The sequence below is a fragment of the Streptomyces flavusporus genome (genome assembly GCF_046267975.1).
Classification (GTDB): domain Bacteria; phylum Actinomycetota; class Actinomycetes; order Streptomycetales; family Streptomycetaceae; genus Streptomyces; species Streptomyces flavusporus.
In genome coordinates this window covers 769,202-791,936 of the sequence record NZ_CP176503.1, presented here as the reverse complement: position 1 = coordinate 791,936, position 22,735 = coordinate 769,202, and the positions used below count along the sequence as shown (strand labels likewise).

The following is a 22,735-nucleotide window of genomic DNA, read 5'->3' as shown; positions in this document are numbered from 1 at the left end:
TTGTGTCGGAGGCCGTTTCTTGTTTTCACCGGGGTGATGACCCCCGGAGTCGGCACCGCCATGACTCATGGTCCTCCACCGGCCCGCACGACCGGAAACGTCCGCAGGCACGCGCGGTGCTTTGCACCTACGGTGGTCCGAGAGGGGCCGGTGAGCCGAACCGGTCATGTGGAGGAGGCTGCGATGGAGGAGCACTTCGTCTGGGTGACGACGCGCCGCGTCCGGCCGGGCGCCCTGGAGGAGTTCGAGCGGGCGTGGCGCCCGCCCTCCTCCCCGCAGGGGCTGCGCCGCGCCTTCGCGTACTGGTCCGAGGACGGACAGGAGATCACCGGCGTGTCGTTCTGGGACTCCAAGGAGGTATGCGACGCCTGGCGGGCCTCCGAGCCGGAGAAGCAGCGGCGTGCGGCCATGGCCCCCTACGTCGTCGAGGAGCGGGAAGGCTTCTACCGCGGCCGCGAACTGGCCATCCCTCAGCGGTAGCCAACAGGAACGGCCTGCGTGTCGACGCTCCGGTGGGGGAGTTCGTGCCTGTGGTGCCGGACGCCGTGGGAGCGGACCACCTCGTCCATGGCTCGGAACAGGACGAGTTCCATGGCCTCGGGCGCAGTCAGGGTGCCGCTGCCATCGGGCGGGCGGAGCCAGCGCAGGTCTCCCCAGCGGCAGTGCGGGGCAGGGGCGGCGATCCACCCGCCTCTTGCGACATAGCGCGTGCCCCGGCCGACCCAGGTGGACACGGGGTCGGGTGGCATGAAGAAACCGACTTGCTGTCGCCTTTCGTCCAGGAGAACAGGGCCGGGGACGAGGCGAGGAATGCCGTCGAGGCAGTCGGCGGCGCGCAGCCCGAGGCATGCGGGGACGATCAGTACGTCCCAGAAGCGTCCGGCGGCCAGAAGGTGGACTCCGGTACTGCCGTGCTGCCAGTCCTTCTTGCAGGCCCGGGGGTCCTGTGCGGCTGCGGCCAGCCATTCCATCGCGTTCGTCCACTGTGCCAGTGCCATGAACAAACCTCCTGCGTGGTGTCGGGCCTTGGTGCCCGGCAGACCAAAGGTTGTCTGTGTTCTCGTTGGCGCCTTGCTTCCGTAGGTGAGCGGTTCGTGTCCCTAAGTGCTACGGGGCGCACGACGGCACGGCCATATGGCAGGGGCGCTGTTCACCGGATATGGCGAGCGCCAGCGCACCGAGGGCGCAGATATATGCAGACGAGCGCCCTCGTGTGCTTCGGTGCGGCGGTTGATCACCGGGCGCGCTGCAATCCGTGCCTGTGCAGCAGGGACGCCGTGCACCGGCTCCCGTCGAGGAGCCGGTGCACGGCGTTGGTTTGCGAAGGTCAGCCGTGGCGCTGAGCGCAGCGGCTCATGCCGCGAGTTCCTTGCGGATGCGGTCCAGCATGAACGCCGAGGATTCACGGGCCCGTTCCTCCCAGGCGAAGACACAGGCCGTGGCGACGCCGTCGAAGTCCAGTTCGCGCAGGGTGCCGAAGAAGGCGTCCCAGTCCACCTCGCCCTGACCGATGTCGAGGTGCTGGTGGATGCGGGCGGTGGTGCCCGGCGGGTTGAGGATGTAGCGCAGTCCGGAGGATCCCTTGTGGTTGAAGGAGTCCGCGATGTGCACGTGCTGGAGCTTGTCGCCCGCGTAGCGCATCATCGCCGCGATGTCCGCCTTCGGGTCCGCCCCGGACAGGTGGAAGGAGTGCGGGGCGCAGTAGAGGTAGTTCACCCATGGTTTGTTGATGGCGCGGACCAGGTCGACCGCGGGGGAGTTCTCCTCGCAGAAGTCGTCCGGGTGCGCCTCCAGGTTGAGGGCGATGCCCTCCCGCTCGAAGACCGGCAGCAGCTCCTCCATCGAGCGCCAGAACGCCGCCTCGCTCTCGGCGGCGCGCTCGGGGCGGCCGTTGAACTCCGAGTTCATCAGCGGGCATTCGAGCTCGGCCGTGATCTCGATCATCCGCTTCCAGTAGCGGACGGCGGCCTGCCGCTCGGTCTCGTCCGGCGAGGACCACTTGTACAGGGGGAGTACGGAGGAGAGTTGCACGCCGTGCGTGCGCAGGGAGTTCTTCAGCTGCACGATGCGTGCGTCGTCCGCCCGGGGGTGCAGGAAGAACGGCATGAAGTCGTCGCGTGGCGACAACTCGATGTATTCGTAGCCGAGTTCGGCGACCGTGCGCACCATGTCGTCCATGGGAAGTGCGCGGAACATGTACGGGTCGAGGGCGATCTTCATGCCGTGCCTCCGTAGAGCGCGGGCCGGGGCTTCATGTCGACGGTGACGACCTGGCCGTCCGCCTCCAGGGAGCGCACGGCTGCGTCGGTGATGACGGTGGCGGCGTAGCCGTCCCAGGCCGACGGGCCCGTAGGTTCGGTGTCGGCCTCGACCGAGGCGATCCACTCACGGAACTCCGTGTCGAAGGCATCCACGAACCGGCCCTTCCAGTCCTGGAGTACGGCGGTGCTGTGCCGCTCGGTGGTACGGATGCCGACGGCTGCCGGGTCGGGCAGGCGGACCAGGCCGTCCTCGCCCACCGTCTCGCACTGGATGTCGTAGCCGTACTGGCAGTTGACGAAGACCTCGAGGTCGATGCGGACGCCGTTCGCGGTCTCGAAGAGCATGATCTGCGGGTCCTTCAGGTGCGCGAACCGCTTGCTCGTGGCGCGCGGGGTGATCACCTGGGCGGAGACGATCTCGTCGTCGAGCAGCCAGCGCAGTACGTCGATCTCGTGGACCGCCGTGTCCTGCGCGGCCATCGCGGAGGTGTAGGAGTCCGGCACGGTCGGGTTGCGGTGGGCGCAGTGCACGATCAGCGGCGTGCCCACGGAGCCGGCGGCCAGCACCTCCTTCATCTGGCGGTATCCGGCGTCGAAGCGGCGCATGAAGCCGACCTGGACCAGACGGCGGCCGTGCGCCCGCTCGGCCTCGACGATGCGCAGACAGTCCCCGGCGGTCGTGGCGAGCGGCTTCTCGCAGAACACCGGCTTGCCGGCCGCGATGGCGTTCAGGACGTGCTCGGCGTGGGTGGGACCCCAGGAGGTGACGAGGACGGCGTCCACCTCGGGGGAGTTGATCAGATCGGTGCCGGTCGGCACGGCGGTGGCGCCGATGCGGGCGGCGACCTCGGCCGCGCGGGCGGCGTTGGCGAATGTCACCGTGCGGCGGGTGTCCCAGCCGGACAGCAGGCCGTGGCAGAGCGCGCCGCCGAAGGCGTCGCCGGCACCGAGGCCGTTGACGACGTCCACCGGGACCGGCGGGATCTCGGCAATCGAGCCGTCGTGTCCCATGGCCAGCACGCCCTTCGGCCCCTGCTTCACCACCGCCAGCTGCACCCCGGCCGCGAGCAGCGCCTTCGCGGCGGCGTACGGCTCCCGCTCACCGGTGGCGACCTCGCACTCGGCGAGGTTGCCCACGGCGACGGTGGTGTGCCGCAGCGCCTCGGCGTAGTGCGCACGGGCCTCGGCCGGGTCGGCCCAGAACATCGGCCGCCAGTCGAGGTCGAAGACGGTCGTGCCCGACGTCGCGCGGTGGGCGAGGGCCGCAAGGGTCGCGCTGCGGCTCGGCTCCTCGCTCAGCCCCGTGCCGGTGACCCAGAGGATGCTCGCGTCACGGACGGCGCCCAGGTCCAGTTCCTCCGGGCTTATGTCCAGGTCGGGAGCCTTGGGCAGGCGGTAGAAATACAGCGGGAAGTCGTCCGGCGGGAAGATCTCGCAGAACGTCACCGGGGTCGGCGCGATGTCCGACGTACCGACGAAACGGCTGTCGACGGCGTAGCCCTCCAGCGCCGTACGGACGAAGTCACCGAACGGGTCGCGGCCCGTCTTGGTGATCACGGCCGAGGAGTGTCCGTACCGGGCGGCGGCGACGGCGACATTGGTGGGGCTGCCACCGAGGTACTTGCCGAACGAGGTGACCTCGGCCAGCCCCACCCCCGTCTGGAGCGGATACACATCCACCCCGACGCGGCCCATGGTCAGCACTTCGAACGGCATCGCGGATTTCCCTTCGCACCGGAGACTCCGGGGAGCTTTGATCGACTGTCGCGCTCTACTAGCGCGCTCTAGGCGAGTACGATGACCCCAGTCCAAATGTCATGTCAATAGGTTGTTGCCAGGAGATTTCACGGCCGCCGTAAGGTGGTCGGCGTCGGAGGGTGGGTTCAGCAGTGGATGTATCGGGCAAGCAGCGGCCCACGATGGCGGACGTCGCCGAGAAGGCGGGTGTCTCGCGGGCCCTGGTCTCGATCGTCTTCCGTGATCAGCCGGGGGCCAGCCAGGAGACCCGCGAGCGCGTGCTGCGCGTCGCGGACGAGATCGGCTACCGCCCCGACAACGCGGCCCGGCTGCTGGCCCGTGGCCGCAGCCGCACGCTCGGCGTGATGTTCACCGCCCACCACACGTTCCACGCGGACCTGCTGGAGGGCATCTACGGCGAGGCGGAACGGCTCGGGTACGACGTCCTGCTGTCCGCGACCGCGCCGGGCCGGGGCGAGTCCAAGGCGGTCGAGTCCCTGCTCGGCCACCGCTGCGAAGCGGTGATCCTGCTCGGCACCGACGCGGCGACGGCGGACCTGGACGCACTCGGTCGGCGCACGGTCGCCGTCGCGGTGGGCCGACGCGTGCCAGGAGCCCGCCTCGACAGCGTCCACAGCGCGGAGAGCAAGGGCATACGGCAGGCCATGGACCACCTCGTCGAACTGGGGCACCGCCGGATCGTGCACATCGACGGCGGCCGGGGCCCCGGCTCGGCCGAGCGGCGACGCGCCTACCGGGCGGCGATGCGCCGTCATGGGCTGGAGTCGGAACTGCGGGTGATTCCCGGCGATCACACCGAGCTGTCCGGCATTGAGGCCGGCCAACTGCTCCTGGCGGAACGCGACAGCGGGGGGCGGTTGCCGACGGCGGTCCTCGCGGGCAACGACCGTTGCGCGATGGGCCTGTTGATGCCCCTGACGCGGGCGGGCGTCGAGGTCCCGCGTGACATGTCCGTCGTCGGCTACGACGACAGCCACCTCTCCCATCTGATGCCGATCGGCCTGACCACGGTGCGTCAGGACGCGGTCCTCATGGCGGAGTGTGCGGTGCGGTTCGCAGTGGAGCGCCTGGACAACGAGGAGTTGGAGCCGCGGGAGGCGGTGCTGGATCCGAAGCTGGTGGTACGGGGGACCAGCGGGCCGGCACCCGACACGGCGGCCGGCTGAGCCTCAAGCGGTCTCGTCCGCATCATCGCGTCTGCCTCTTTGAGCCAGCGAGAACTTTTTGAACTAGCGAGACCTTTTGTTCACCTTTTGTCGGTGGAAAAGATCAAGCCGCCCGGCGACGTTTTCCAGCCCCCACTGGCGCCAGGAGTACCACCGTGAACGTCTCCCTCACCGTCTGGCTGCTGACCGTCGCAGCCCTCTGTGTCCTCGTCGCCGTCGACTTCTTCATCGGCCGCAAGCCCATGAGGTCTCGCTCCGGGAAGCCGGCACCTGGACGGTGGTGTGGATCGTCCTGGCCTGTCTCTTCGGCGTGGGGCTGGACTTCTACGGCGGTGGGGGGCCCGCCGGGGAGTTCTTCGCCGGGTACATCACCGAGAAGTCGCTGAGCGTCGACAACCTCTTCGTCTTCGTACTGATCATGGCGAAGTTCGCCGTGCCCTCGCAGTACCAGCAGCGGGTGCTGATGATCGGCGTGCTGATGGCCCTGGTGCTGCGCGCCGGGTTCATCGGCCGGCGCGGCGATCATCTCCGCGTTCTCGTGGGTGTTCTACCTCTTCGGCGCTTTCCTGATCTGGACCGCCTGGAAGCTGATCCAGGACACCCGCAAGGAGGAGCACGAGGAGGAGTACCAGGAGAACACCCTGCTGAAGGCCGTCGAGCGGCGCTTCGGTGTGGCCGACCGCTATCACGGCACGAAGCTGTGGGTGGAGCAGAACGGCAAGCGTGTCATGACCCCGATGCTGGTCGTGATGCTCGCGATCGGTTCCACCGACGTGCTGTTCGCGCTGGACTCCATCCCCGCCATCTACGGGCTGACCCAGGACCCGTACATCGTGTTCACCGCCAACGCCTTCGCCCTGATGGGCCTCAGGCAGCTGTACTTCCTCATCGGCGGCCTGCTGACTGCTGAAGAAGCTGGTCCACCTGTCGTACGGCCTGTCGGTCATCCTGGGCTTCATCGGCGTCAAGCTGGTGCTGCACGCCCTGCACGAGTCCGGGGTCCACGTCCCGGAGATCAGCATCCCCTTCTCGCTCGGCTTCATCGTTCTCGTCCTCACGGTCACCACCCTCACCAGCCTCCGGGCGGCGAGGAAGCGAGAGGACGAGGTGAGCCGGGGCGCCTAGAGCGGGGTCAGTCGGTGGCGGGGGCCGCCTTCGCGCGCATCATCACACAGTCGAACTCGACCACCCGCCCCGTGGCCGCCTCGCGGGTCACCGGGTACATGCCGGTGATCTCGAAGCCCTCGGCCTCGTACGCGGCGACCGCCTCGCTCATCGGTGGGCTGCCCTCGTACAGCCGCAGCACCGCGACCTCCGACTGCAGGCCCACGAAGTCGGCGATGCGGGCGCCGGCGCCGGCGAAGACCTCCAGGTCATATCCCTGGGTGTCCATCTTCAGATAGGGGCGCGGCTCCTCGATGCCGGCGAGGGCCTGCTCCATCACGCCGTCCAGCCGCCGGATCTCGATCTCTTCCGTACGGGTCGTGGCGAACCGGCGGTAGCGGTCGCGGCCGTAATCGCTGGGCGGGAGCAGCGAGTTCATGGTCTTCCAGCCGGTATGGATGGACGTGACGGTGTCCTCGCGGCCGAGACCGCAGTGGTGGACCTGCCAGTCGGGGTCGTTCCGGGCGGCCTTGCTGAGCCGGGCGAAGGCGTCCGCGGTGGGCTCGAAGGAGACGATGCGCCCGGTGTAGCCGAGCCGGCGCAGACGCCGGGCGTACTGCCCGGTGTTGGCGCCGACGTCGAAGACGCAGTTCACGCCGTACAGTTCGAGCATCGCGGCCACGTGCTGGGCGCACAGGTACTCGGCCGCCGCCAGCTGGATCCTGCGCTCGTCCGCGTCGGCCCGCCGGTCGAGAAGGAGTCGCGCGCCGGTGTCGCCGAGGGGGACGCCGGTCCATTCCGGGGCGGGACCGGCTGCCGTACGGGCCTTGCCGCCCAGCACGAGCCAGGTGTCCTTGCCGGCGTCCGACACCGAGTACCGGCCGTCGTCCCTGACCAGCAGATCCGCCCCCGGGCCGAGCGGGATCCGGGCCCGCCGTCCGCGCCGGGAGACCACCGCGGTCCCCGGCCCGAGGTCGGTCACCTGCACTCCCAGCCGGGGCATCAACCTGAGCAGTCGTCGGTAAAGGGTCTGCATCCGCCCACCCTGGCAGAGATGTTGTCAGGGCGTCGTACGGTTGAACGTTTTTCGTCTTCCTGGAGGCCGGCGAGTGTCCCGTGCCGCGTCGCCGGGCCTCATCGGACGGCCTGGGCGCGCGGCCGGCCGACGGGGTGGGACGGCGAGGGGGCCGGTTTCCGGCCCCCTCGGCGGGTCAGGCCGCGGCCTGCTCGCTGCCGTGGCCGTGCAGCCGGGCGACGACCTCGGTGAGCTGGGCGGCGACCTCGGTGTCGTCGGCCGGGTGGGTCTCGGCGAAGCGGGTCACGGAACCGGGGATGGAGAGCTTGATGTCCTCCAGCACCTTGCCGCCGGCGATTCCCACGGCCTTGCGGGTCTCGTCGTGCGCCCAGACACCGCCGTACTGGCCGAAGGCGGTGCCGACCACGGCGACCGGCTTGTCGATGATCGCGGCGGCGCCGTACGGGCGGGACAGCCAGTCGATGGCGTTCTTCAGGACGGCCGGGATGGTGCCGTTGTACTCGGGAGTGAAGAACAGCAGCGCATCGGCGGTGGCCGCGGCCTCGCGCAGGCGGGCGGCGGGCGCCGGGACGCTGCCCTCGATGTCGATGTCCTCGTTGTAGAAGGGGATGTCGGCCAGGCCCTCGAAGAGCTGGACGTCGGCGCCCTCGGGAGCGACCTTGACGGCCGCCTCGGCGAGCTGGCGGTTGTGCGAACCGGCGCGGAGGCTGCCGACGAGCGCGAGGATGCGTACGGACATGGGGAACTCCAGAGGTGAATCGCGACTGAGATATCCGGACCGAGGTCCGGTTCTGTTGTAACACTCTAACCGGACCGTGGTCCAGTTTCTTCCCGGTGCTTTACTCTGTCTTCATGTCCGCCTCCCTGCCGCCCATCCCGGAGCAACAGGAACCCATCGACGCACCCGAGTTGCTCGAACTCGGCACGCCCGGAGAGGAGCCGTGTCTGCGTGCCGACGCCGCGCGCAACCGCGCACGGCTGCTGGAGGCAGCCGGCCGGCTGGTCGCCGAGCACGGCGCGTCCGCGGTGACGATGGAGGCGGTGGCCGCAGCCGCGGCCGTGGGCAAGGGGACGGTCTTCCGTCGCTTCGGGGACCGTGTCGGCCTGCTCACGGCACTGCTCGACCACTCCGAGAAGCAGTTCCAGGCCGCCTTCCTCAGCGGACCCCCGCCTCTGGGGCCCGGGGCGTCGCCGGTCGAGCGGCTGCGCGCGTTCGGCTGCGCCGCGCTGCGCCGGGCGGTGGAGCAGCTGGAGCTGCAGCTCGCGGCCGAACGCGGCCCCGACCGCCGCTTCACCCCACCGGCCCGGCGTCTGCTGCACGGGCACGTCGTCCTGCTGCTGCGGCAGGCGGTCCCGGACGCGGACTGCGAACTGCTCGCGCAGACGCTCATGGGGTATCTCGATCCCGCGGCGATCCATCACCTGACGAAGCAGTGCGGGATGCCCCTGGAGCGACTCGAGGCCGGATGGATCGATCTGGTCGCCCGGGTGACGCGGACCGAACCGCCCGGCTGAGGTTCAGGGCCGGTCCGGCGGATCATGCCGCAGACGCGGAGGCCGGCACGCCGTCTGCGGCTACAAGTTCGTTCAATGAGGGACGACGTCCCCCCGCCCGTGGCCCCGGCTGCCGCCTCTGCCAAGATGCGTACGCAATGGTGCAGATACCGAACACTCCCGCGTCCGCGCTGCCCGCCCAGCGCTCCGTGCCCACGAGCGCCGACGTGGCCCGGCTGGCCGGCGTCTCGCGCGCGACTGTCTCCTATGTCCTGAACAACACCAGCGCCGTGCGGATCAGCGAGCCCACGCGTCGTCGCGTGCACGCGGCCGCGAAGGAACTCGGATACGTACCGCACGCGGCGGCCCGCAGTCTGCGCGCCGGGCACAGCCGGATGGTCCTCATGCCGTCCCCGACCATCCCCGTCGGCCCGCTGTACAGCCAGTTCATCAACGAACTCCAATGGGCCCTCAGCCGACTCGACTACACGGTCGTCCAGCACGGCACTCTGGGCCTGCACGGTGACGAAGCGGCCCGCGCCTGGGCCGAGCTACGGCCGGTCGCCGTCCTGGTACCCGGCTCGAGCCCCGGTCCACAGGGCGTGGCGGTGCTCAAGCGCTCCGGCGCTCGCGCCGTGGTGACCCTCGGCCCCGAGGCCGTCGAGGGTGCACACGCCCTGCTCATGGACCACGCGACCGTCGGCCAGGTCGCCGCCGCCCATCTGTACGCAGGCGGCCGGCGCCGTATCGGCGTCGTCGTCCCCGAGGAGCCCGGCCTCGAGATCTACTCAAGGCCCCGCCTCGACGGAGCACGCCGGGCCCTGCACGGCACGGACGCCGTCCTGACCGAGCTGCCCCTCGCCCACGAGGAGGAGGCCGCCGCCCGCCTCGCCGCGCGCTGGCACACCCTGGGCCTCGACGCGGTCTTCGCCTACAACGACGAATACGCGATGCTGCTGATGCGCGCCCTGCAGGACGAGGGCGTGCGCATCCCCGAGGACACGGCGGTGATCGGGGCCGACGACCTGATGCTCGGCCGGCTGCTGCGGCCCCGGCTGAGCACGGTCCACATCGAGCTGCCGTCCGGCCGGGAACTCGCCGAGCTGGTCGACCGCGCGGTACGCAACCCGGGCGCCGAGCCGGAGCGGCACGAGGTACTGGGGGCCGCGGTGGTGCACCGCGACTCCAGCTGACGGGCGCGCGGCCAGGCGTCACCCGCACAGGTTGACTAGTGCCGCGGCAGGCAACGTTTGCCCGTCAAGGAGCGGCGTCCGGTGCGTGCTCTCGGCGTGCCGGCCGGAAGTCCTCGTACTGGACGTACTTGGGCTTTCGGCCGGTGCGGCGAGAGGGCGTGCCGGGCGTCGCGACGGGGCGAACGTTGCCTGCCGCGGCACTAGCATGCCGACGGGGGCGCCGGTGACCGAACGGAGAGCCGTCATGCCGTTGCTCGACCCCGGGACCTGGCAGTCCCGCACCCTGTCGGGACCCGAGTACGCCGTCATCGAGCCGGCCACCGGCGACCCGCTCGGCACCCTAGCTCTCGCGACCGAGCAGGACGTCTCAGCCGCCGCCGAGGCCGCCCGCGACGCCCAGCGGGAGTGGGGGCGCCTCCCGCACCTCGTGCGCGCCAGAGCGCTCCGCCAGGCCGGTGATCTGCTCACCGAGCACGCCGACGAACTGCGCGAGTGGATCGTCCGCGAGTCCGGCTCCGTCCCCGGCAAGGCCGACTTCGAACTCCACGTCGCCGCCCAGGAGTGCTACGAGGCCGCCGCGCTCGCCTCCCGGCCGACCGGTCAGGTCCTGCCCAGCGAGGCGCCCCGACTGTCGTACACACGGCGGGTCCCGGTGGGCGTCGTGGGCGTGATCGCCCCGTTCAACGCGCCGCTGATCCTGGCCATCCGCTCCGTCGCACCGGCCCTCGCGCTCGGCAACGCCGTCGTCCTGAAACCGGACCCGCGCACCGCCGTGTGCGGCGGAGTCGCCCTCGCCGCGGTCCTCGCCGAGGCGGGTCTGCCCGAGGGGCTGCTGCATGTGCTGCCGGGTGGCCCGGACACGGGACGGGCCCTGGTCGCCGATCCGCGGGTGCCGGTCATCTCCTTCACCGGCTCGACCGAGGCGGGCCGGGCGGTCGGCGAGGCCGCCGGACGCCACCTCAAGCGGGCCCACCTGGAACTGGGCGGCAACTCCGCCCTCATCGTGCTCGACGACGCCGACCTCGACACGGTGATCCCCACGGCCGCGTGGGGCTCGTTCTTCCACCAGGGTCAGATCTGCATGACGACCGGCCGCCACCTGGTGCACGAGTCGCTGTACGAGGAGTACGTCGAGCGCCTCGCCGCCAAGGCGGACTCACTCGCGGTCGGCGATCCGCTCCGCGAGCAGGTGCACCTCGGCCCGGTCATCGACGCCACCCAGCTGGCCAAGGTGCACGGCCTGGTCGAGTCGAGCACCACGGACGGAGCCCGGCTGGCCGCGGGCGGCACGTACGAGCGCCTCTTCTACCGGCCGACCGTCCTCGCCGGCGTCCACGACGACACCCCCGCCTACACGGAGGAGGTGTTCGGCCCGGTCGCGCCCGTGCGGTCCTTCAGGACCGCCGAGGAGGCGGCCGCCCTCGCCGGGCGCAGCCCGTACGGCCTCTGTCTCGGGATCGTCACCCGCGACGCGGCCCGCGGCCTCGAACTGGCCGAGCGGATCCCGACCGGCATCGTCCACATCAACGACCAGACCGTGAACGACGAGGCCGTGGCGCCCTTCGGCGGGGTTGCCGCGTCCGGCACCGGCGCCCGCTTCGGCGGCGAGGCCAACCTGGAGGCCTTCACCGACGTGCGCTGGACGACGGTGCGCGGTGACGTACCGGAGTACCCGTTCTAGGCACGGCCGACGGGATGTGTGTGCCCTACTGGTCGCCGCCCTGCTGGGCCTGCTGCTCGGCCACGGCCTTGCGGACCTCGTCCATGTCGAGCTTGCGGGCCTGCCCGATGACGTCGGTCAGGGCCGCCTCGGGAAGCGCACCCGGCTGCGCGAAGACCGCGACCCGGTCCCGGACGATCATCAGCGTCGGAATGGACTGGATACCGAACGCTGCGGCAAGTTCCGGCTGCGCCTCGGTGTCCACCTTGCCGAAGACCAGGTCGGGATTGTCCTGTGCCGCCTTCTCGTAGACCGGGGCGAACTGCCAGCACGGCCCGCACCAGGACGCCCAGAAATCGATCAGGACGAACTCGTTGTCCGTGACCGTCTGGTCGAAGTTCTCCTTGGTGAGCTCCACGGTGTGGCTCATGGCGTGAATCCCTCTTCCTGGGGTGGGGGCAAAGCCGTCGGCACAACACGGCCGGACCGTGACGTATTCCGTACGCCCGGCGGGCACGTATCGGCGTGCGTACCCATGTGGCCTCACGCCACACCACCCACCAGACTGACCCCATGACGGAAACGGAATCCATCGCTTATGACGTCGTGGTGCTCGGTGCCGGGCCCGTGGGGGAGAACGTCGCCGACCGCACCCGCGCGGCCGGGCTGTCCACCGCGGTCGTGGAGGGCGAACTCGTCGGCGGCGAATGCTCGTACTGGGCCTGCATGCCCAGCAAGGCGCTGCTGCGCCCGGTCCTCGCCCGCGCCGACGCCCGCCGCCTCCCGGGCCTGCGACAGGCGGTGCAGGGCCCCCTCGACGCGCCCGCGGTGCTCGCCCGCCGGGACTACTTCACCTCCCACTGGAAGGACGACGGTCAGGTCGGGTGGCTCGACGGCATCGGGGCCGACCTCTACCGGGGGCACGGACGGCTCGCCGGGCCGCGCACGGTCGTGGTGACCGGCACCGACGGGGTGCGGCACACCCTCACCGCCCGGCACGCCGTCGCCGTCTGCACCGGCAGCCGCGCCCAGCTGCCCGGGCTGCCGGGCCTCGCGGACGTCGGACCGTGGACCAGCCGGGAGGCGACGAGCTCCCAGGTCGTCCCCGGCCGGCTGATCGTCGTGGGCGGAGGTGTCGTCGCCACCGAGATGGCCACCGCCTGGCAGGCCCTCGGCTCCCAGGTGACCGTCCTCGTCCGCGGCAAGGGCCTGCTGTCCCGCATGGAGCCGTTCGCCGGCGAGCTCGTCGCCGAGGCGCTCACCGAGGCGGGCGCCGACGTCCGCACCGGCACCTCCGTCACGTCGGTGACCCGCGAGAACGGCACCGTCGTCGCCGTCACCGACAGCGGCGACCGCCTCGAGGCCGACGAGATTCTCTTCGCCACCGGCCGCGCCCCGCGCACCGACGACATCGGTCTCGACACCGTCGGCCTGGAACCCGGCTCCTGGCTGCCGGTCGACGACAGCCTCCGGGTGACCGGCACGGACTGGCTGTACGCGGTCGGCGACGTCAACCACCGGGCCCTCCTCACCCACCAGGGCAAGTACCAGGCCCGCATAGCGGGCGCAGCCATCGCCGCCCGCGCCTCCGGCGGGTCCGTCCTGGAATCCGAACCCTGGGGCGCGCACACCGCCACCGCCGACCACGGCGCCGTCCCGCAGGTCGTGTTCACCGACCCGGAGGCCGCGTCCGTCGGACTCTCGCTGGCGGAGGCGGAACAGGCCGGCCACCGCGTCCGCGCCGTCGACGTCGAGTTCTCCTCGGTCGCCGGAGCGGGCCTGTACGCCGACGGCTACCGCGGCCGCGCCCGGATGGTGGTCGACCTGGAGCGCGAGATCCTCCGCGGTGTCACCTTCGTCGGCCCCGGCGTCGGCGAACTCATCCACTCGGCGAGCATCGCGGTCGCCGGAGAGGTACCGGTGAGCAGGCTCTGGCATGCGGTGCCGTCGTATCCGACGGTCAGCGAGGTGTGGCTGCGGCTGCTGGAGGGATACCGGGACAGCTGACGTGCTGCGGTGGCGGGAGCGTGCGACGAACTCCCGGGCTCAGTCCGGGAGTTCGAAGCCCAGCTCCCGCGCCGCCTCGTCCGGTGTCGGCCGCGCCCAGCGCTCCGCCACCGCCGTGTTCGACGACAGCGAGCGCAGCTCGGCCCGGTCGAGGTACAGCACGCCGTCCAGATGATCCGTCTCGTGCTGCACGATCCGCGCGGGCCAGCCCTCGAACAGCTCGTCCACCGCGCGGCCTTGCTCGTCCGCGCCCGTCAGCCGCACCTGAGCGTGCCGGGCCACCACCGCCTGCCAGCCCGGCACGCTCAGACAGCCCTCGAAGAACGCGGCACGCCCGGCGCCGACGGGCTCGTACGACGGATTCACCAGCACCCGGAACGGCTGCGGCACCCGCCCTCGCGCCAGCCGCACCTCCTCCGGCACCGGCGCAGGATCCTCGATCACCGCGATCCGCAGGGGCACGCCCACCTGCGGCGCCGCGAGGCCGACACCCGGAGCGGCGTGCATCGTACGGCGCAGGGCCTCGACGAACCGGGCCAGCAGCGCGGGCTCCAGCTGGCCGTCGAACGGCGCGGCGCCGCGCCGCAGTACGGGATCGCCGACCACCACGATGGGCAACGGGCCGTCCACGGCGAGGAGTTGCTCGACCTGCTCGGCGAGCGGCAGGCGATCACGGGGGGCAGCCATGCATGCAGCATGCCATGACACCCCGTCATGTGACACAGACCACTTGGTCCTTCGGGAACTCGACGGCTCCGCAGCCCGACTCATGCACCACCTGGCTGAAAATCGTCCCCACTCCCCGGAGAACACCCACCGATGACCATCACCTCCTCGACCGACACGGACGAGGCCCCGCAGTCGGCCGAGTCGGCGCCGTCCCCCGGCAGATGGGCGCCTCTGCGCCCGCTGATCCTGCGACTGCACTTCTACGCCGGTCTGCTCGTCGCGCCGTTCCTCCTCGTCGCGGCCACCACCGGCTTCCTGTACGCCGGTTCCTTCCAGGCCGAGAAGATCCTGTACGCCGACGAGATGACCGTCCCCGATGTCGGCGACACCAAGCTTCCGATATCCGAGCAGGTGGCGGCCGCGCGCGAGGCCCACCCCGAGGGCACGGTCTCGGCTGTGCGGCCCTCCCCGGAGGCCGACGCGACCACGCGCGTCCTGCTGTCCGGCGTGCCGGGCGTCCACGCGGACCACACACTCGCCGTGTCCGTCGACCCGTACACCGCCGAGGTGCGCGGGTCCCTGGAGCAGTACGGCTCCACGGGGGCGCTGCCGCTGCGCACCTGGATCGACGAGTTCCACCGCGACCTCCACCTGGGCGACACCGGCCGCCTGTACAGCGAGCTCGCCGCGAGCTGGCTGTGGGTGATCGCGGCCGGTGGCCTGGTGCTGTGGTTCTCCCGCCGTCGCGCCCTGCGCAAGCTGCGCGGCACCAGCGGGCGGCGCCGCACGCTGGGCCTGCACGGCACCGTCGGCGTCTGGGCCGCCACCGGGTTCTTCTTCCTGTCGGCGACCGGCCTGACCTGGTCGCAGTACGCCGGAGCGAACATCGACGAACTGCGCACCTCCCTCGGCCACGCCACCCCGTCGGTCTCGGCGACGTCGGGCGGCGACCACGGGGGCCATGGCGCGGCGGCGGGCTCCGGGGGGACCGCCGAGCACGGTGTCGGCCTCGACAAGGTGCTGGCCGCCGCCCGGGCCGAGGGCCTGGGCGACCCGGTGGAGATCGTCCCGCCCGCCGACGCGAGCTCGGCGTACGTGGTCAAGCAGGTGCAGCGCAGCTGGCCCGAGAAGCAGGACTCGGTCGCGATCGACCCGGCCACCGGTGAGGTCACCGACGTGCTGCGGTTCGCCGACTACCCGGTACTCGCGAAGCTGACCCGCTGGGGCATCGACCTGCACACCGGCGTGCTGTTCGGACTCGTCAACCAGATCGCCCTGATGCTCCTGGCGCTGTCCCTGATCCTGCTGATCGTGCTGGGCTACCGCATGTGGTGGCAGCGCGGCCGCGGTTCCGCCTTCGGCCGGCCCGTTCCGCGGGGTGCCTGGGCCCAGGTGCCGCCGCAGATCCTCGTCCCGCTGCTGGCCGTGGTCGCCGTCGTCGGCTACTTCGTTCCGCTGCTCGGTATCCCGCTGGCCGCGTTCCTCGTCGTGGACGTGATCCTCGGCGAGATCGCGCACCGGCGGGGGCGGCGGACGTACGGCAGCCGCAGCGGGACCGCTGCCCGGTAGGCCCGCGCCGGGACGGACGGCGGGCCCGGCTTCCGGGGGGATGCCGGGCCCGCATCGATGTCCGCCGGAACAGTTGCTTTGCAGGCTGCCTACGCCGTCATGGCGGCCAGCTCCGCGTCTGCCCGCTCCGTGACCAGGGCCAGCACCCGGCCGGCCACCGCCAGGTCCTCCGCCGGGATCCCGGCGTAGATCCGGGCGGAGATCTCCCCGGTCTCGGCGGCGGACGTTTCGTACACCTTCTGTCCGGCGTCCGTGATCCGCAGCTGGTTCGCCGCCGGTTCGAGCAGCCCCTTGTCGATGAGTGCGTCGACGACGCCGTGCACGTCGGCCGGATCGGCCTTCAGTGCCCCGACGACCTCGGCGACCAGGGTGTCGCGCTCGACCGGGCCCTCGGCGACAGCGACCAGCCGGAGGGTCACCGACTGCTGGAAGGTGGCGCCGTAGCGGGCGAGCACGGTCTCGAGGACGGCGCGACCGGCGTAGTGGGCCAGGCCTATGACCCGGCCGTTGACGGTGGGTGTGGTGGTCATGACTGCTCCTGCTGGTGCTCGTCGTGGTCGATGAACGGATCAAGCGGTGCGTCGAGCAAGGTGGCGAGATCGCGCGTGAACTCCCGGGCGCGCGGGCTGTCGAGACCGCCGAGCGGTTCCAGAAGCTGTCCCAACAGTCGGTGTACGACGGTGATGGCCCGGCGTGTGACGTCCCGGCCCTGGTCGGTGAGCGCCAACTGGACGGCCCGCGGGTCCTGCGGATCGCGGGTGCGCTCCAGCAGACCGGCGCTCTCCAGGGCGCGAGCGAGCTTCGACACGTAGAGCGGTTCGAGCCCGGTGTGGTCGGCGAGGCGTCGCTGGCTGGGCCGCAGTCCGGAGCGCTGCATGCCGTACAGCGATGCGACCAACGAGTACTGCGCATGGGTCAGCCCGAGCGGCGCGACCGCGCGGTCGACCGCCACGCGCCACTTCATGGACAGCCGCCAGACCAGGAAACCGGGCGTCGGGCCGCCCTCGGGTGCCTCACTCATGACAGATACAGTACATGGCTACTATATCCATGGCTACTATTTTCTCGCGTTGAGGTGAAGCCACCGGCGCCGCCCGGCGGACGGCGCCGTAACCGACTGACGAGAGGTCCCCGGCGGGACTAGGTTGTCGCCATGAGCAATCTTGATCGCGAGGCGGTTCCCGCCGTGTGCGGCGGCCGTGGATTCGTGGTGGCCGAGCCCGTACGCGAACTCCTCAGCCCCCGCCGCGTCAAGCTCGGGGAGTCCAGCGAAGTCCGCCGACTGCTGCCCAACCTGGGCCGCCGCATGGTCGGCGCCTGGTGCTTCGTCGACCACTACGGCCCCGACGACATCGCGGACGAGCCCGGCATGCAGGTGCCGCCCCATCCGCACATGGGACTGCAGACGGTGAGCTGGCTGCACGAGGGTGAGGTGCTGCACCGCGACTCCACCGGCAGCCTCCAGACGATCCGCCCGCGCGAACTGGGACTCATGACCTCCGGCCGGGCGATCAGCCACTCCGAGGAGAGCCCCAGGTCGCACGCCCGCTTCCTGCACGGCGCCCAGCTCTGGGTCTCGCTGCCGGACGGTCACCGCCACACCGACCCCCGCTTCGAGCGCCACGCCGACCTGCCGGTCGTCACAGCACCGGGCTTGCAGGCCACGCTCATCCTCGGCGACCTTGACGGCGCCACCTCGCCCGGCACGACGTACACCCCGATTGTCGGCGCCGACCTCGCCCTGGCCCGCGGCACGGACGTACGCCTGCCGCTGGAGCCGGACTTCGAGTACGCCGTCCTGTCCATGTCCGGCGAGGCCCACGTGGACGGGGTGCCGGTGCTGCCGGGCTCGATGCTCTACCTCGGCTGCGGACGCAGCGAACTGCCTCTGCGCGCCGAGTCGGACGCGGGGCTGATGCTCCTGGGCGGTGAGCCGTTCGAGGAGGAGCTCATCATGTTCTGGAACTGGATCGGGCGGTCTCAGGAAGAGATCGTACAGGCGCGCCAGGACTGGATGGAAGGGACACGGTTCGGGGAGGTGAAGGGGTACGACGGCGCTCCGCTGCCTGCCCCGGAACTGCCGGTGACGCCGCTGAAACCGCGCGGACGGGTGCGTTGACCTGCGGGAATGCCTGATTTCTCTTGGTTGATGGGCGAGAGGCGGACGAATGCTGCCTCTCGCTCGTTGGTCGCTCACGGACGCTGGGCGAGTGGGCCATGGGCCAGTGTTACGGCAGTGGGCGATTCCACGGTGTGGCCGTCTGTGGGCTGGTGTGGCAGAGCTTTTGCTGACCTAATGCCGACTTTGCTGACGCCTTGTCAGGTGTGGTCGAGGCGCTCTTTGCGCAGCCCAGTGGTGCATGGCGGTCTTTGTGGATTCGGTGGCGGCCAGACCAATGCTGACCTCAAGGGCAGATGGGCCGCGCGTCGGTGGGGGAGTTGGTGGTCTATCCGGAGCCTTGTGGGGAACTGACAAGGCGCGAGCGGCCGTGGTGGCTATAGCTGGACCGGTGCGTCCAGGGAGCGGAACCCGCACTCACCAGTCGCGGCCGTCCGGAGGGAGTTCGTCCGCTGCCCGCTGGATAGGGGCCAGGGCGGACAGGGCGCGCCGGAAGGGCCGCGCACAAGCCCGTGGGCATGTGCGGCGAGTCGGCAGCGGATCCGCTCATGGCGCTGGTCCTGACCGGCATGGGCGTCACCAGCCTCTCGATGTCCGCTCCGGCACTGCCCGCGGTACGCCACGCACTGCGACGCCACAGCCTCGCGCGCTGCGATTCGATCGCCGAAGCGGTGCTCTGCACTCCAAGCGCCGAGGAGGCCCGAAAGGCCGCCAGGGCCCTGGCCGACACGGAGGGGGTGGCCCAGCTGGGTCTCTGACATTCCGTGTGCAGGATGCGGTCGTGAGGCTGGGCGGTTCACAGTCTCACCGTGACCACGAGCAGACGCCGGCGGCGCCTGTGGCCAGGCCGGGCTGTGCCTGCGACCTGGCGAACGGGTGCCTACTCGGGCGGTGTGGTGTCAGGTGTCGAAGCGGCGGTTGCCCAGCCAGCTGACGGACTCGGGGTCACGGTGGTCGAAGATGCTGCTGGCGCCGGTGTCCAGCGTGGCGATGCGGTTCATCTCGTCCTCGGTGAGCTGGAAGTCGAAGACGTCGATGTTCTCGGCCATGCGCTCGGGGCGGACGGACTTCGGGATGACCACGATGCCGCGCTGGATGAGCCAGCGCAGGACCACCTGGGCGACGGTCTTGCCATGGGCGGTGGCGATCTCGCTCAGCACCGGGTTGGTGAACAGATCGTCCCGGCCCTGGGCGAGAGGGCCTCAGGATTCGATCTGGACGCCGCGCTTGCGCATGAGGTCCTGGTATTACAGCCGGAGATCTTGAGGGTCGGTGATCGGTGGGATCGGTCGGTGCTGTGCCCAGGTGTGGAGTCGGGGCGGGAGGGGGTCGCCGCGGCGTCGGTAGTGGCTGACCAGCGCGCGGGTCTGGTGGAGACGGCGCCACAACTCGCAGGTCAGGATGGTGTCGACGGGATGGTGGGGGTTGAGCCGGGTGGCGGCCAGGCAGTGCCGGATGGTGTGGACCGAGGGCCGCGGCAGCGGTCCGGGGATCAGCCAGCGGCCTCGCTCTCGTCGGGGTTCGCGCGGTCGCCCGCGAGCTGGCCGTCCTGTGGTGGTGTCCTTGTGCTACAGGTGGGCCAGATCCCACCGCAGCTCGCCGAAGCGGAGACGTCCTCGGCGTGGATACCCGGCCGGAGCCGGTGCGACGGCACTACCGGGACGTCGGGCCCCGGGGCGACGAGGGAGACGTCGGCTCGGACCGCGGCGTCGATCGTGCTCATGGGTCGAGTCTCCTTTCCAGCAGACGGTCGATGAGATCGCGTTCCTTCCTGGTGAGTTGCGCCAGCAGCGCCGGGTGCTGACCCGGATCGGGGTGCTGGTCGAGCAGGTCGTCCACCCGCCGGTGGGTGGGCCTCCCAGTCCGCCATCCACACGGCGGCCGGCACCGCCGGCCGCAGGGCGTGAAGGGACTGGAACAGGTAGACGATCCGCGGCAGATGGCGCGCGGTCGCCAGCGCATTGGGGGACGCGAAGCACAGCAGGAACGACACCCGGCACCGCTGAGCGGGCTGTGCTCGACATCCTCGCACGCGCCCACCGCCGTATCCAGGTCCCCGGCGGCCACCTGCCGGACGGCGTCCAGTGGCAGACCGGCCTGCTCAGCGATGTCCTGCGCGTCCGTCCGCCCGAGCCGCCGGCAGCGATCACACGCATCTGCACGGTGGCGCGGGCGTGCCGCACCGCATCCTCCAGCCAGGCCGCCACGGCGTCCCGGTCCTGGCCGTGATGCTGGCTTCGCCGACCGAGACCTCTGGCGTCGAGTCGGTCTGACACCCTGAGGAATTCCGCGACCGTGAGACTGACCGACTGGGTCACCGACTTGAGACAGAGTAAGAGCCGCCGGTCAGCACGGACGACCTGTGCCCCGAGCCGCGAGAACCTACACGGCTGTTGTAGGGTCTCAGATTTCGTGGCCCCCTCACCGTAGACACTGAGAGTCCGGCCCGCTCCCATAACCGTGGCTCCGGACTTCACGAGCGTTCGGGGGGACGCGTGCGCCGGCGGACTGTGGTCGACGTGAATGCGCCCGTCGCGGCCGCTGTTATGGCCAGGAGCAGGTAGCCCCAGGTGTAGTCCTTGACGGCCCCGTAGACGGCGCCCATGACGAGTGGGGGGAAGAAGCCGCCCAGTCCTCCGGCGGCGCCGACGATGCCGGTGACCGTGCCGACCCGGTCCGCGGGTACGAGCCGGGCGACGAGGGCGAAGACGGCGCCCGAGCCGGCGCCGAGGGCCGTGGCCATGCCGAGGAAGGCGGCAGTTCCCAGAGGGATCAACGGGGGTTCGACGGCGGCGAGGACGGCGAGTGCGGCGACGGCCGCGTACGCCCAGATGAGTACCGGGGCCGGGTCGATGCGGTCGGAGAGCCATCCGCCCACTGGTCGCGCCGCGACGGCGTCTTGCTCGGCTGGGCATGTTCGCCGGTACGGGGCTCCGGCGCGCACGGTGCGACTTGACTCGACTCGGCCCAGTCCTGACCGCGGGGGTGCGCCAAGCCCCTGGGCGGACCGGCGGCGATCGGGGCGCAGGCGCCCCTGACCGCGAGGTGAGTGGTTCCGGTACCGGTACGACGGTCCCCAGAACGGCAACACCGTCAAGATCATTAAGTGCACCGGCACCGACGTCCTGGCGACGAAAGAAGATCCTCCGTGGGGGAGAACACCACCCATGAGGGCCGGGCCTGTCAAGGGGGCGTAGACGGCCCCCGCCTGCGGCTTTTCGGTGGGATGCCGGGGCGTTTTTCCTTGCGGACCTTCCTCGCGGTCTTTGTGGGGGGCCGCCGCGTGGGAGGGGTCCAGTTGGAGCGCCCGGAGCCCCGCGAGGGACGAGCGGGGCGAGGACGAACGAGCTGGACGCCGACGAGCGGCGGCCGAGAATGGAGGCCGAGGAAGCGTCACGGATGTTGGCAGAAACGGTCGTTGTCATCCCCGGTACCGGCTGGTCGGCGGAGTGGTCTCACACACACCCATTCGGCGTCCGGCCGCAGGCCGGCGCCATGACCATGGTGCGGGGATCCGGGTTGCTCAGTCAGGTCATCGAGCGCGGCCACAGGGCCGTCTCATGGTGTTTGCGAGCTCGCCCGGGGTTTGCGACCGCCTGTGGCGGTTGTCGTGTGCTGCTGTCATCGCGCCCCCCGGTGGTCCTGCCGGGCCGGGACGGCGCGCAGCAGGTGGTAGGCGTGGGTGAGCAGTTTTCGGGCGATCGCGGTGGTGGCGATCTTCTTGCCGCGGCGGCGGGCCAGGCGCTGGTAGGCGGGGGCGAACTGCGGGGACCGCTTGGCGCTCTGTGCGGCCTCGCACAGGATCCATCGCAGCCAGTTGGAGCCCTGCTTGGAGATGTGTCCGTGCCGCACGGTCAGGTCCGAGGCGCGGACGGTGGGGGTCAGTCCGGCCCAGGCGGCGAGCTTGCGGGCGGAGGGGAAGCGGGTGACGTCACCGATCTCGGTGACCATGACCTGCGCGGTGAGTACGCCCACCCCCGGCAGCCGGGTGAGCGCTTTGATGCGGGGGTCGCCCCGTGCGGTGGCGAGCAGCTGCCGGTCCACCGTGTCGATCGGCTCCTTGAGGGCGTCCATCAGGACCAGGAGGTCGTCGACCACGCGGCGCGAGGCGTCGGGCAGATCAAGGCTGTCGAGCCAGATGCGGCCCGGAGCGGTGAAACAGCTGCCGGGACGGTCGCAGCCGTAGTCCGCCAGGACGGCGTGGACCCGGTTGCGCAGCAGGGTGCGCAACCGCACCAGCTGGCAGCGGTGCCGCACCAACGCGCGCTGCTGCCGCACATCCAGCGGGGCGATCCACGCCTCCGGCAGCAGATCGGCGCGCAGCAGCTGGGCCAGGGTGGCCGCGTCGACCTTGTCGTTCTTCAGCCGCGCGGAGGCGATCGCCTTGCAGCGCAGCGGGTGGACCAGATGCGGCTCGAAGCCGTAGTCCTCCAGCAGCTGAACCAGCCAGCCCCAGCCGTAGGCGGCCTCGAAGGCGACCGGGGCGCCGATCGGCAGATCCCCGATCACCGACAGGACCGGTTCGACCCCGTTGGGCACGTTGCGGTTGGCCCGCACCGCACCGTCGTCCTCGACCACCGCGATCTGTGACCGCTTGCGGTGCACGTCGATACCGACGTAGACAGACATCGAGGGCCTCCTTCCTGAGCCCGTACATACCCGGACGATAGGTATCGCCGGGCTGAGCAGGGAAGGGGGC

At 70.8% G+C, this 22,735-nt stretch carries 20 protein-coding genes and 4 pseudogenes; 11 read left to right on the top strand and 13 right to left on the bottom strand.

Features of this window, described 5'->3' with window-relative positions; genetic code table 11:
* Positions 1-183 precede the first annotated feature (183 nt).
* On the top strand, positions 184-480 hold the full coding sequence (locus tag ACKTSN_RS03955; protein ID WP_409467789.1) for a hypothetical protein: 297 nt from the start codon (positions 184-186) through the stop codon (positions 478-480).
* Here the strand turns inward: ACKTSN_RS03955 and ACKTSN_RS03950 are convergent.
* From ACKTSN_RS03950 to iolC, 3 genes are all read right to left on the bottom strand, one after another.
* The gene (locus tag ACKTSN_RS03950; RefSeq protein WP_409467788.1) at positions 471-998 is read right to left on the bottom strand and encodes a hypothetical protein; all 528 of its coding nucleotides are present in this window, start codon (positions 996-998) and stop codon (positions 471-473) included. The two genes, ACKTSN_RS03955 and ACKTSN_RS03950, sit on opposite strands and share 10 nt — an antisense overlap.
* A 355-nt stretch (positions 999-1,353) precedes the next feature.
* Positions 1,354-2,220, bottom strand: coding sequence for a sugar phosphate isomerase/epimerase family protein (locus ACKTSN_RS03945; protein ID WP_409467787.1), 867 nt, complete (start codon positions 2,218-2,220; stop codon positions 1,354-1,356).
* Positions 2,217-3,956 (bottom strand): 5-dehydro-2-deoxygluconokinase, encoded by a 1,740-nt coding sequence (gene iolC / locus ACKTSN_RS03940; protein ID WP_409474731.1) that lies wholly within the window; start codon positions 3,954-3,956, stop codon positions 2,217-2,219. The genes ACKTSN_RS03945 and iolC overlap by 4 nt, the downstream gene beginning before the upstream one ends.
* A 224-nt stretch (positions 3,957-4,180) precedes the next feature.
* Here iolC and ACKTSN_RS03935 point away from each other — a divergent pair, with 224 nt between their 5' ends.
* Entirely contained in the window at positions 4,181-5,185 is a 1,005-nt protein-coding gene (locus tag ACKTSN_RS03935; RefSeq protein WP_409474730.1) for a LacI family DNA-binding transcriptional regulator, read from the top strand.
* A 155-nt stretch (positions 5,186-5,340) separates the two neighbouring features.
* Positions 5,341-6,310 (top strand): annotated as a pseudogene (locus ACKTSN_RS03930) (TerC/Alx family metal homeostasis membrane protein).
* A gap of 7 nt (positions 6,311-6,317) precedes the next feature.
* On the opposite strand, the gene ACKTSN_RS03925 reads toward ACKTSN_RS03930, so the two are convergent.
* Together ACKTSN_RS03925 and ACKTSN_RS03920 are read right to left on the bottom strand one after the other, a co-directional pair.
* Complete coding sequence (locus ACKTSN_RS03925) at positions 6,318-7,325, bottom strand: FkbM family methyltransferase (RefSeq protein ID WP_409467786.1); 1,008 nt, start codon at positions 7,323-7,325, stop codon at positions 6,318-6,320.
* Between the two features lie 175 nt (positions 7,326-7,500).
* The gene (locus ACKTSN_RS03920) at positions 7,501-8,064 is read right to left on the bottom strand and encodes an NAD(P)H-dependent oxidoreductase (RefSeq protein ID WP_409467785.1); all 564 of its coding nucleotides are present in this window, start codon (positions 8,062-8,064) and stop codon (positions 7,501-7,503) included.
* A gap of 113 nt (positions 8,065-8,177) precedes the next feature.
* Here ACKTSN_RS03920 and ACKTSN_RS03915 point away from each other — a divergent pair, with 113 nt between their 5' ends.
* The 3 genes from ACKTSN_RS03915 (at position 8,178) to ACKTSN_RS03905 (ending at position 11,693) form a co-directional block, all read left to right on the top strand.
* On the top strand, positions 8,178-8,840 hold the full coding sequence (locus ACKTSN_RS03915) for a TetR/AcrR family transcriptional regulator (protein ID WP_409467784.1): 663 nt from the start codon (positions 8,178-8,180) through the stop codon (positions 8,838-8,840).
* A gap of 137 nt (positions 8,841-8,977) precedes the next feature.
* The gene (locus ACKTSN_RS03910) at positions 8,978-10,012 is read left to right on the top strand and encodes a LacI family DNA-binding transcriptional regulator (protein WP_409467783.1); all 1,035 of its coding nucleotides are present in this window, start codon (positions 8,978-8,980) and stop codon (positions 10,010-10,012) included.
* A 244-nt stretch (positions 10,013-10,256) separates the two neighbouring features.
* Positions 10,257-11,693: a benzaldehyde dehydrogenase gene (locus ACKTSN_RS03905; protein ID WP_409467782.1), complete on the top strand. Its 1,437-nt coding sequence runs from the start codon at positions 10,257-10,259 to the stop codon at positions 11,691-11,693.
* A gap of 25 nt (positions 11,694-11,718) precedes the next feature.
* On the opposite strand, the gene trxA is transcribed toward ACKTSN_RS03905, so the two are convergent.
* Positions 11,719-12,102, bottom strand: a complete 384-nt coding sequence (gene trxA, locus ACKTSN_RS03900; protein ID WP_409467781.1) for a thioredoxin — start codon at positions 12,100-12,102, stop codon at positions 11,719-11,721.
* Between the two features lie 143 nt (positions 12,103-12,245).
* On the opposite strand from trxA, the gene ACKTSN_RS03895 reads away from it, so the two are divergent.
* Positions 12,246-13,679: a dihydrolipoyl dehydrogenase family protein gene (locus ACKTSN_RS03895; RefSeq protein WP_409467780.1), complete on the top strand. Its 1,434-nt coding sequence runs from the start codon at positions 12,246-12,248 to the stop codon at positions 13,677-13,679.
* Between the two features lie 39 nt (positions 13,680-13,718).
* Here the strand turns inward: ACKTSN_RS03895 and ACKTSN_RS03890 are convergent, their stop codons facing one another.
* Entirely contained in the window at positions 13,719-14,366 is a 648-nt protein-coding gene (locus ACKTSN_RS03890; RefSeq protein WP_409467779.1) for a peptide deformylase, read from the bottom strand.
* Positions 14,367-14,498: 132 nt separating this feature from the next.
* Between ACKTSN_RS03890 and ACKTSN_RS03885 the strand changes: the two genes are divergently transcribed.
* The gene (locus ACKTSN_RS03885) at positions 14,499-15,917 is read left to right on the top strand and encodes a PepSY-associated TM helix domain-containing protein (protein ID WP_409467778.1); all 1,419 of its coding nucleotides are present in this window, start codon (positions 14,499-14,501) and stop codon (positions 15,915-15,917) included.
* An 89-nt stretch (positions 15,918-16,006) separates the two neighbouring features.
* Here the strand turns inward: ACKTSN_RS03885 and ACKTSN_RS03880 are convergent, their stop codons facing one another.
* Both ACKTSN_RS03880 and ACKTSN_RS03875 read right to left on the bottom strand, forming a co-directional pair.
* Entirely contained in the window at positions 16,007-16,447 is a 441-nt protein-coding gene (locus tag ACKTSN_RS03880) for a MarR family winged helix-turn-helix transcriptional regulator (RefSeq protein WP_409467777.1), read from the bottom strand.
* Positions 16,444-16,938, bottom strand: a complete 495-nt coding sequence (locus ACKTSN_RS03875) for a MarR family winged helix-turn-helix transcriptional regulator (protein WP_409467776.1) — start codon at positions 16,936-16,938, stop codon at positions 16,444-16,446. The genes ACKTSN_RS03880 and ACKTSN_RS03875 overlap by 4 nt, the downstream gene beginning before the upstream one ends.
* A gap of 132 nt (positions 16,939-17,070) precedes the next feature.
* Between ACKTSN_RS03875 and ACKTSN_RS03870 the strand changes: the two genes are divergently transcribed.
* Positions 17,071-18,036 (top strand): pirin family protein, encoded by a 966-nt coding sequence (locus tag ACKTSN_RS03870; protein ID WP_409467775.1) that lies wholly within the window; start codon positions 17,071-17,073, stop codon positions 18,034-18,036.
* A gap of 500 nt (positions 18,037-18,536) precedes the next feature.
* A pseudogene (locus ACKTSN_RS03865) lies at positions 18,537-18,794 on the top strand (putative PEP-binding protein); the annotation flags it as partial.
* Positions 18,795-18,935: 141 nt separating this feature from the next.
* Here ACKTSN_RS03865 and ACKTSN_RS03860 read toward each other — a convergent pair.
* A pseudogene (locus ACKTSN_RS03860) lies at positions 18,936-19,280 on the bottom strand (aldo/keto reductase); the annotation flags it as partial.
* A 248-nt stretch (positions 19,281-19,528) separates the two neighbouring features.
* Positions 19,529-19,759, bottom strand: coding sequence for a hypothetical protein (locus tag ACKTSN_RS03855; protein ID WP_409467774.1), 231 nt, complete (start codon positions 19,757-19,759; stop codon positions 19,529-19,531).
* Positions 19,760-20,049: 290 nt separating this feature from the next.
* Between ACKTSN_RS03855 and ACKTSN_RS03850 the strand changes: the two genes are divergently transcribed.
* Positions 20,050-20,265: a hypothetical protein gene (locus ACKTSN_RS03850; protein WP_409467773.1), complete on the top strand. Its 216-nt coding sequence runs from the start codon at positions 20,050-20,052 to the stop codon at positions 20,263-20,265.
* A gap of 244 nt (positions 20,266-20,509) precedes the next feature.
* Here the strand turns inward: ACKTSN_RS03850 and ACKTSN_RS03845 are convergent.
* A pseudogene (locus ACKTSN_RS03845) lies at positions 20,510-20,932 on the bottom strand (MFS transporter); the annotation flags it as partial.
* Positions 20,933-21,657: 725 nt separating this feature from the next.
* Positions 21,658-22,665, bottom strand: a complete 1,008-nt coding sequence (locus tag ACKTSN_RS03840; RefSeq protein ID WP_409467772.1) for an IS110 family transposase — start codon at positions 22,663-22,665, stop codon at positions 21,658-21,660.
* Between the last annotated feature and the right edge of the window lie 70 nt (positions 22,666-22,735).

Excerpts from the sequence above, each read along its gene's own strand:
- ACKTSN_RS03955 (WP_409467789.1), top strand. The coding sequence starts at position 184 with ATGGAGGAGCACTTCGTCTGGGTGACGACGCGCCGCGTCCGGCCGGGC.
- ACKTSN_RS03935 (WP_409474730.1), top strand. The coding sequence starts at position 4,181 with ATGGCGGACGTCGCCGAGAAGGCGGGTGTCTCGCGGGCCCTGGTCTCG.
- ACKTSN_RS03910 (WP_409467783.1), top strand. The coding sequence starts at position 8,978 with ATGGTGCAGATACCGAACACTCCCGCGTCCGCGCTGCCCGCCCAGCGC.
- ACKTSN_RS03880 (WP_409467777.1), bottom strand. The coding sequence starts at position 16,447 with ATGACCACCACACCCACCGTCAACGGCCGGGTCATAGGCCTGGCCCAC.
- ACKTSN_RS03840 (WP_409467772.1), bottom strand. The coding sequence starts at position 22,665 with ATGTCTGTCTACGTCGGTATCGACGTGCACCGCAAGCGGTCACAGATC.
- ACKTSN_RS03915 (WP_409467784.1), top strand. The coding sequence starts at position 8,178 with ATGTCCGCCTCCCTGCCGCCCATCCCGGAGCAACAGGAACCCATCGAC.
- iolC (WP_409474731.1), bottom strand. The coding sequence starts at position 3,956 with ATGGGCCGCGTCGGGGTGGATGTGTATCCGCTCCAGACGGGGGTGGGG.
- ACKTSN_RS03895 (WP_409467780.1), top strand. The coding sequence starts at position 12,246 with ATGACGGAAACGGAATCCATCGCTTATGACGTCGTGGTGCTCGGTGCC.
- ACKTSN_RS03925 (WP_409467786.1), bottom strand. The coding sequence starts at position 7,325 with ATGCAGACCCTTTACCGACGACTGCTCAGGTTGATGCCCCGGCTGGGA.
- ACKTSN_RS03950 (WP_409467788.1), bottom strand. The coding sequence starts at position 998 with ATGGCACTGGCACAGTGGACGAACGCGATGGAATGGCTGGCCGCAGCC.
- trxA (WP_409467781.1), bottom strand. The coding sequence starts at position 12,102 with ATGAGCCACACCGTGGAGCTCACCAAGGAGAACTTCGACCAGACGGTC.
- ACKTSN_RS03870 (WP_409467775.1), top strand. The coding sequence starts at position 17,071 with ATGAGCAATCTTGATCGCGAGGCGGTTCCCGCCGTGTGCGGCGGCCGT.
- ACKTSN_RS03890 (WP_409467779.1), bottom strand. The coding sequence starts at position 14,366 with ATGGCTGCCCCCCGTGATCGCCTGCCGCTCGCCGAGCAGGTCGAGCAA.
- ACKTSN_RS03855 (WP_409467774.1), bottom strand. The coding sequence starts at position 19,759 with ATGAGCACGATCGACGCCGCGGTCCGAGCCGACGTCTCCCTCGTCGCC.
- ACKTSN_RS03905 (WP_409467782.1), top strand. The coding sequence starts at position 10,257 with ATGCCGTTGCTCGACCCCGGGACCTGGCAGTCCCGCACCCTGTCGGGA.
- ACKTSN_RS03885 (WP_409467778.1), top strand. The coding sequence starts at position 14,499 with ATGACCATCACCTCCTCGACCGACACGGACGAGGCCCCGCAGTCGGCC.
- ACKTSN_RS03875 (WP_409467776.1), bottom strand. The coding sequence starts at position 16,938 with ATGAGTGAGGCACCCGAGGGCGGCCCGACGCCCGGTTTCCTGGTCTGG.
- ACKTSN_RS03920 (WP_409467785.1), bottom strand. The coding sequence starts at position 8,064 with ATGTCCGTACGCATCCTCGCGCTCGTCGGCAGCCTCCGCGCCGGTTCG.
- ACKTSN_RS03945 (WP_409467787.1), bottom strand. The coding sequence starts at position 2,220 with ATGAAGATCGCCCTCGACCCGTACATGTTCCGCGCACTTCCCATGGAC.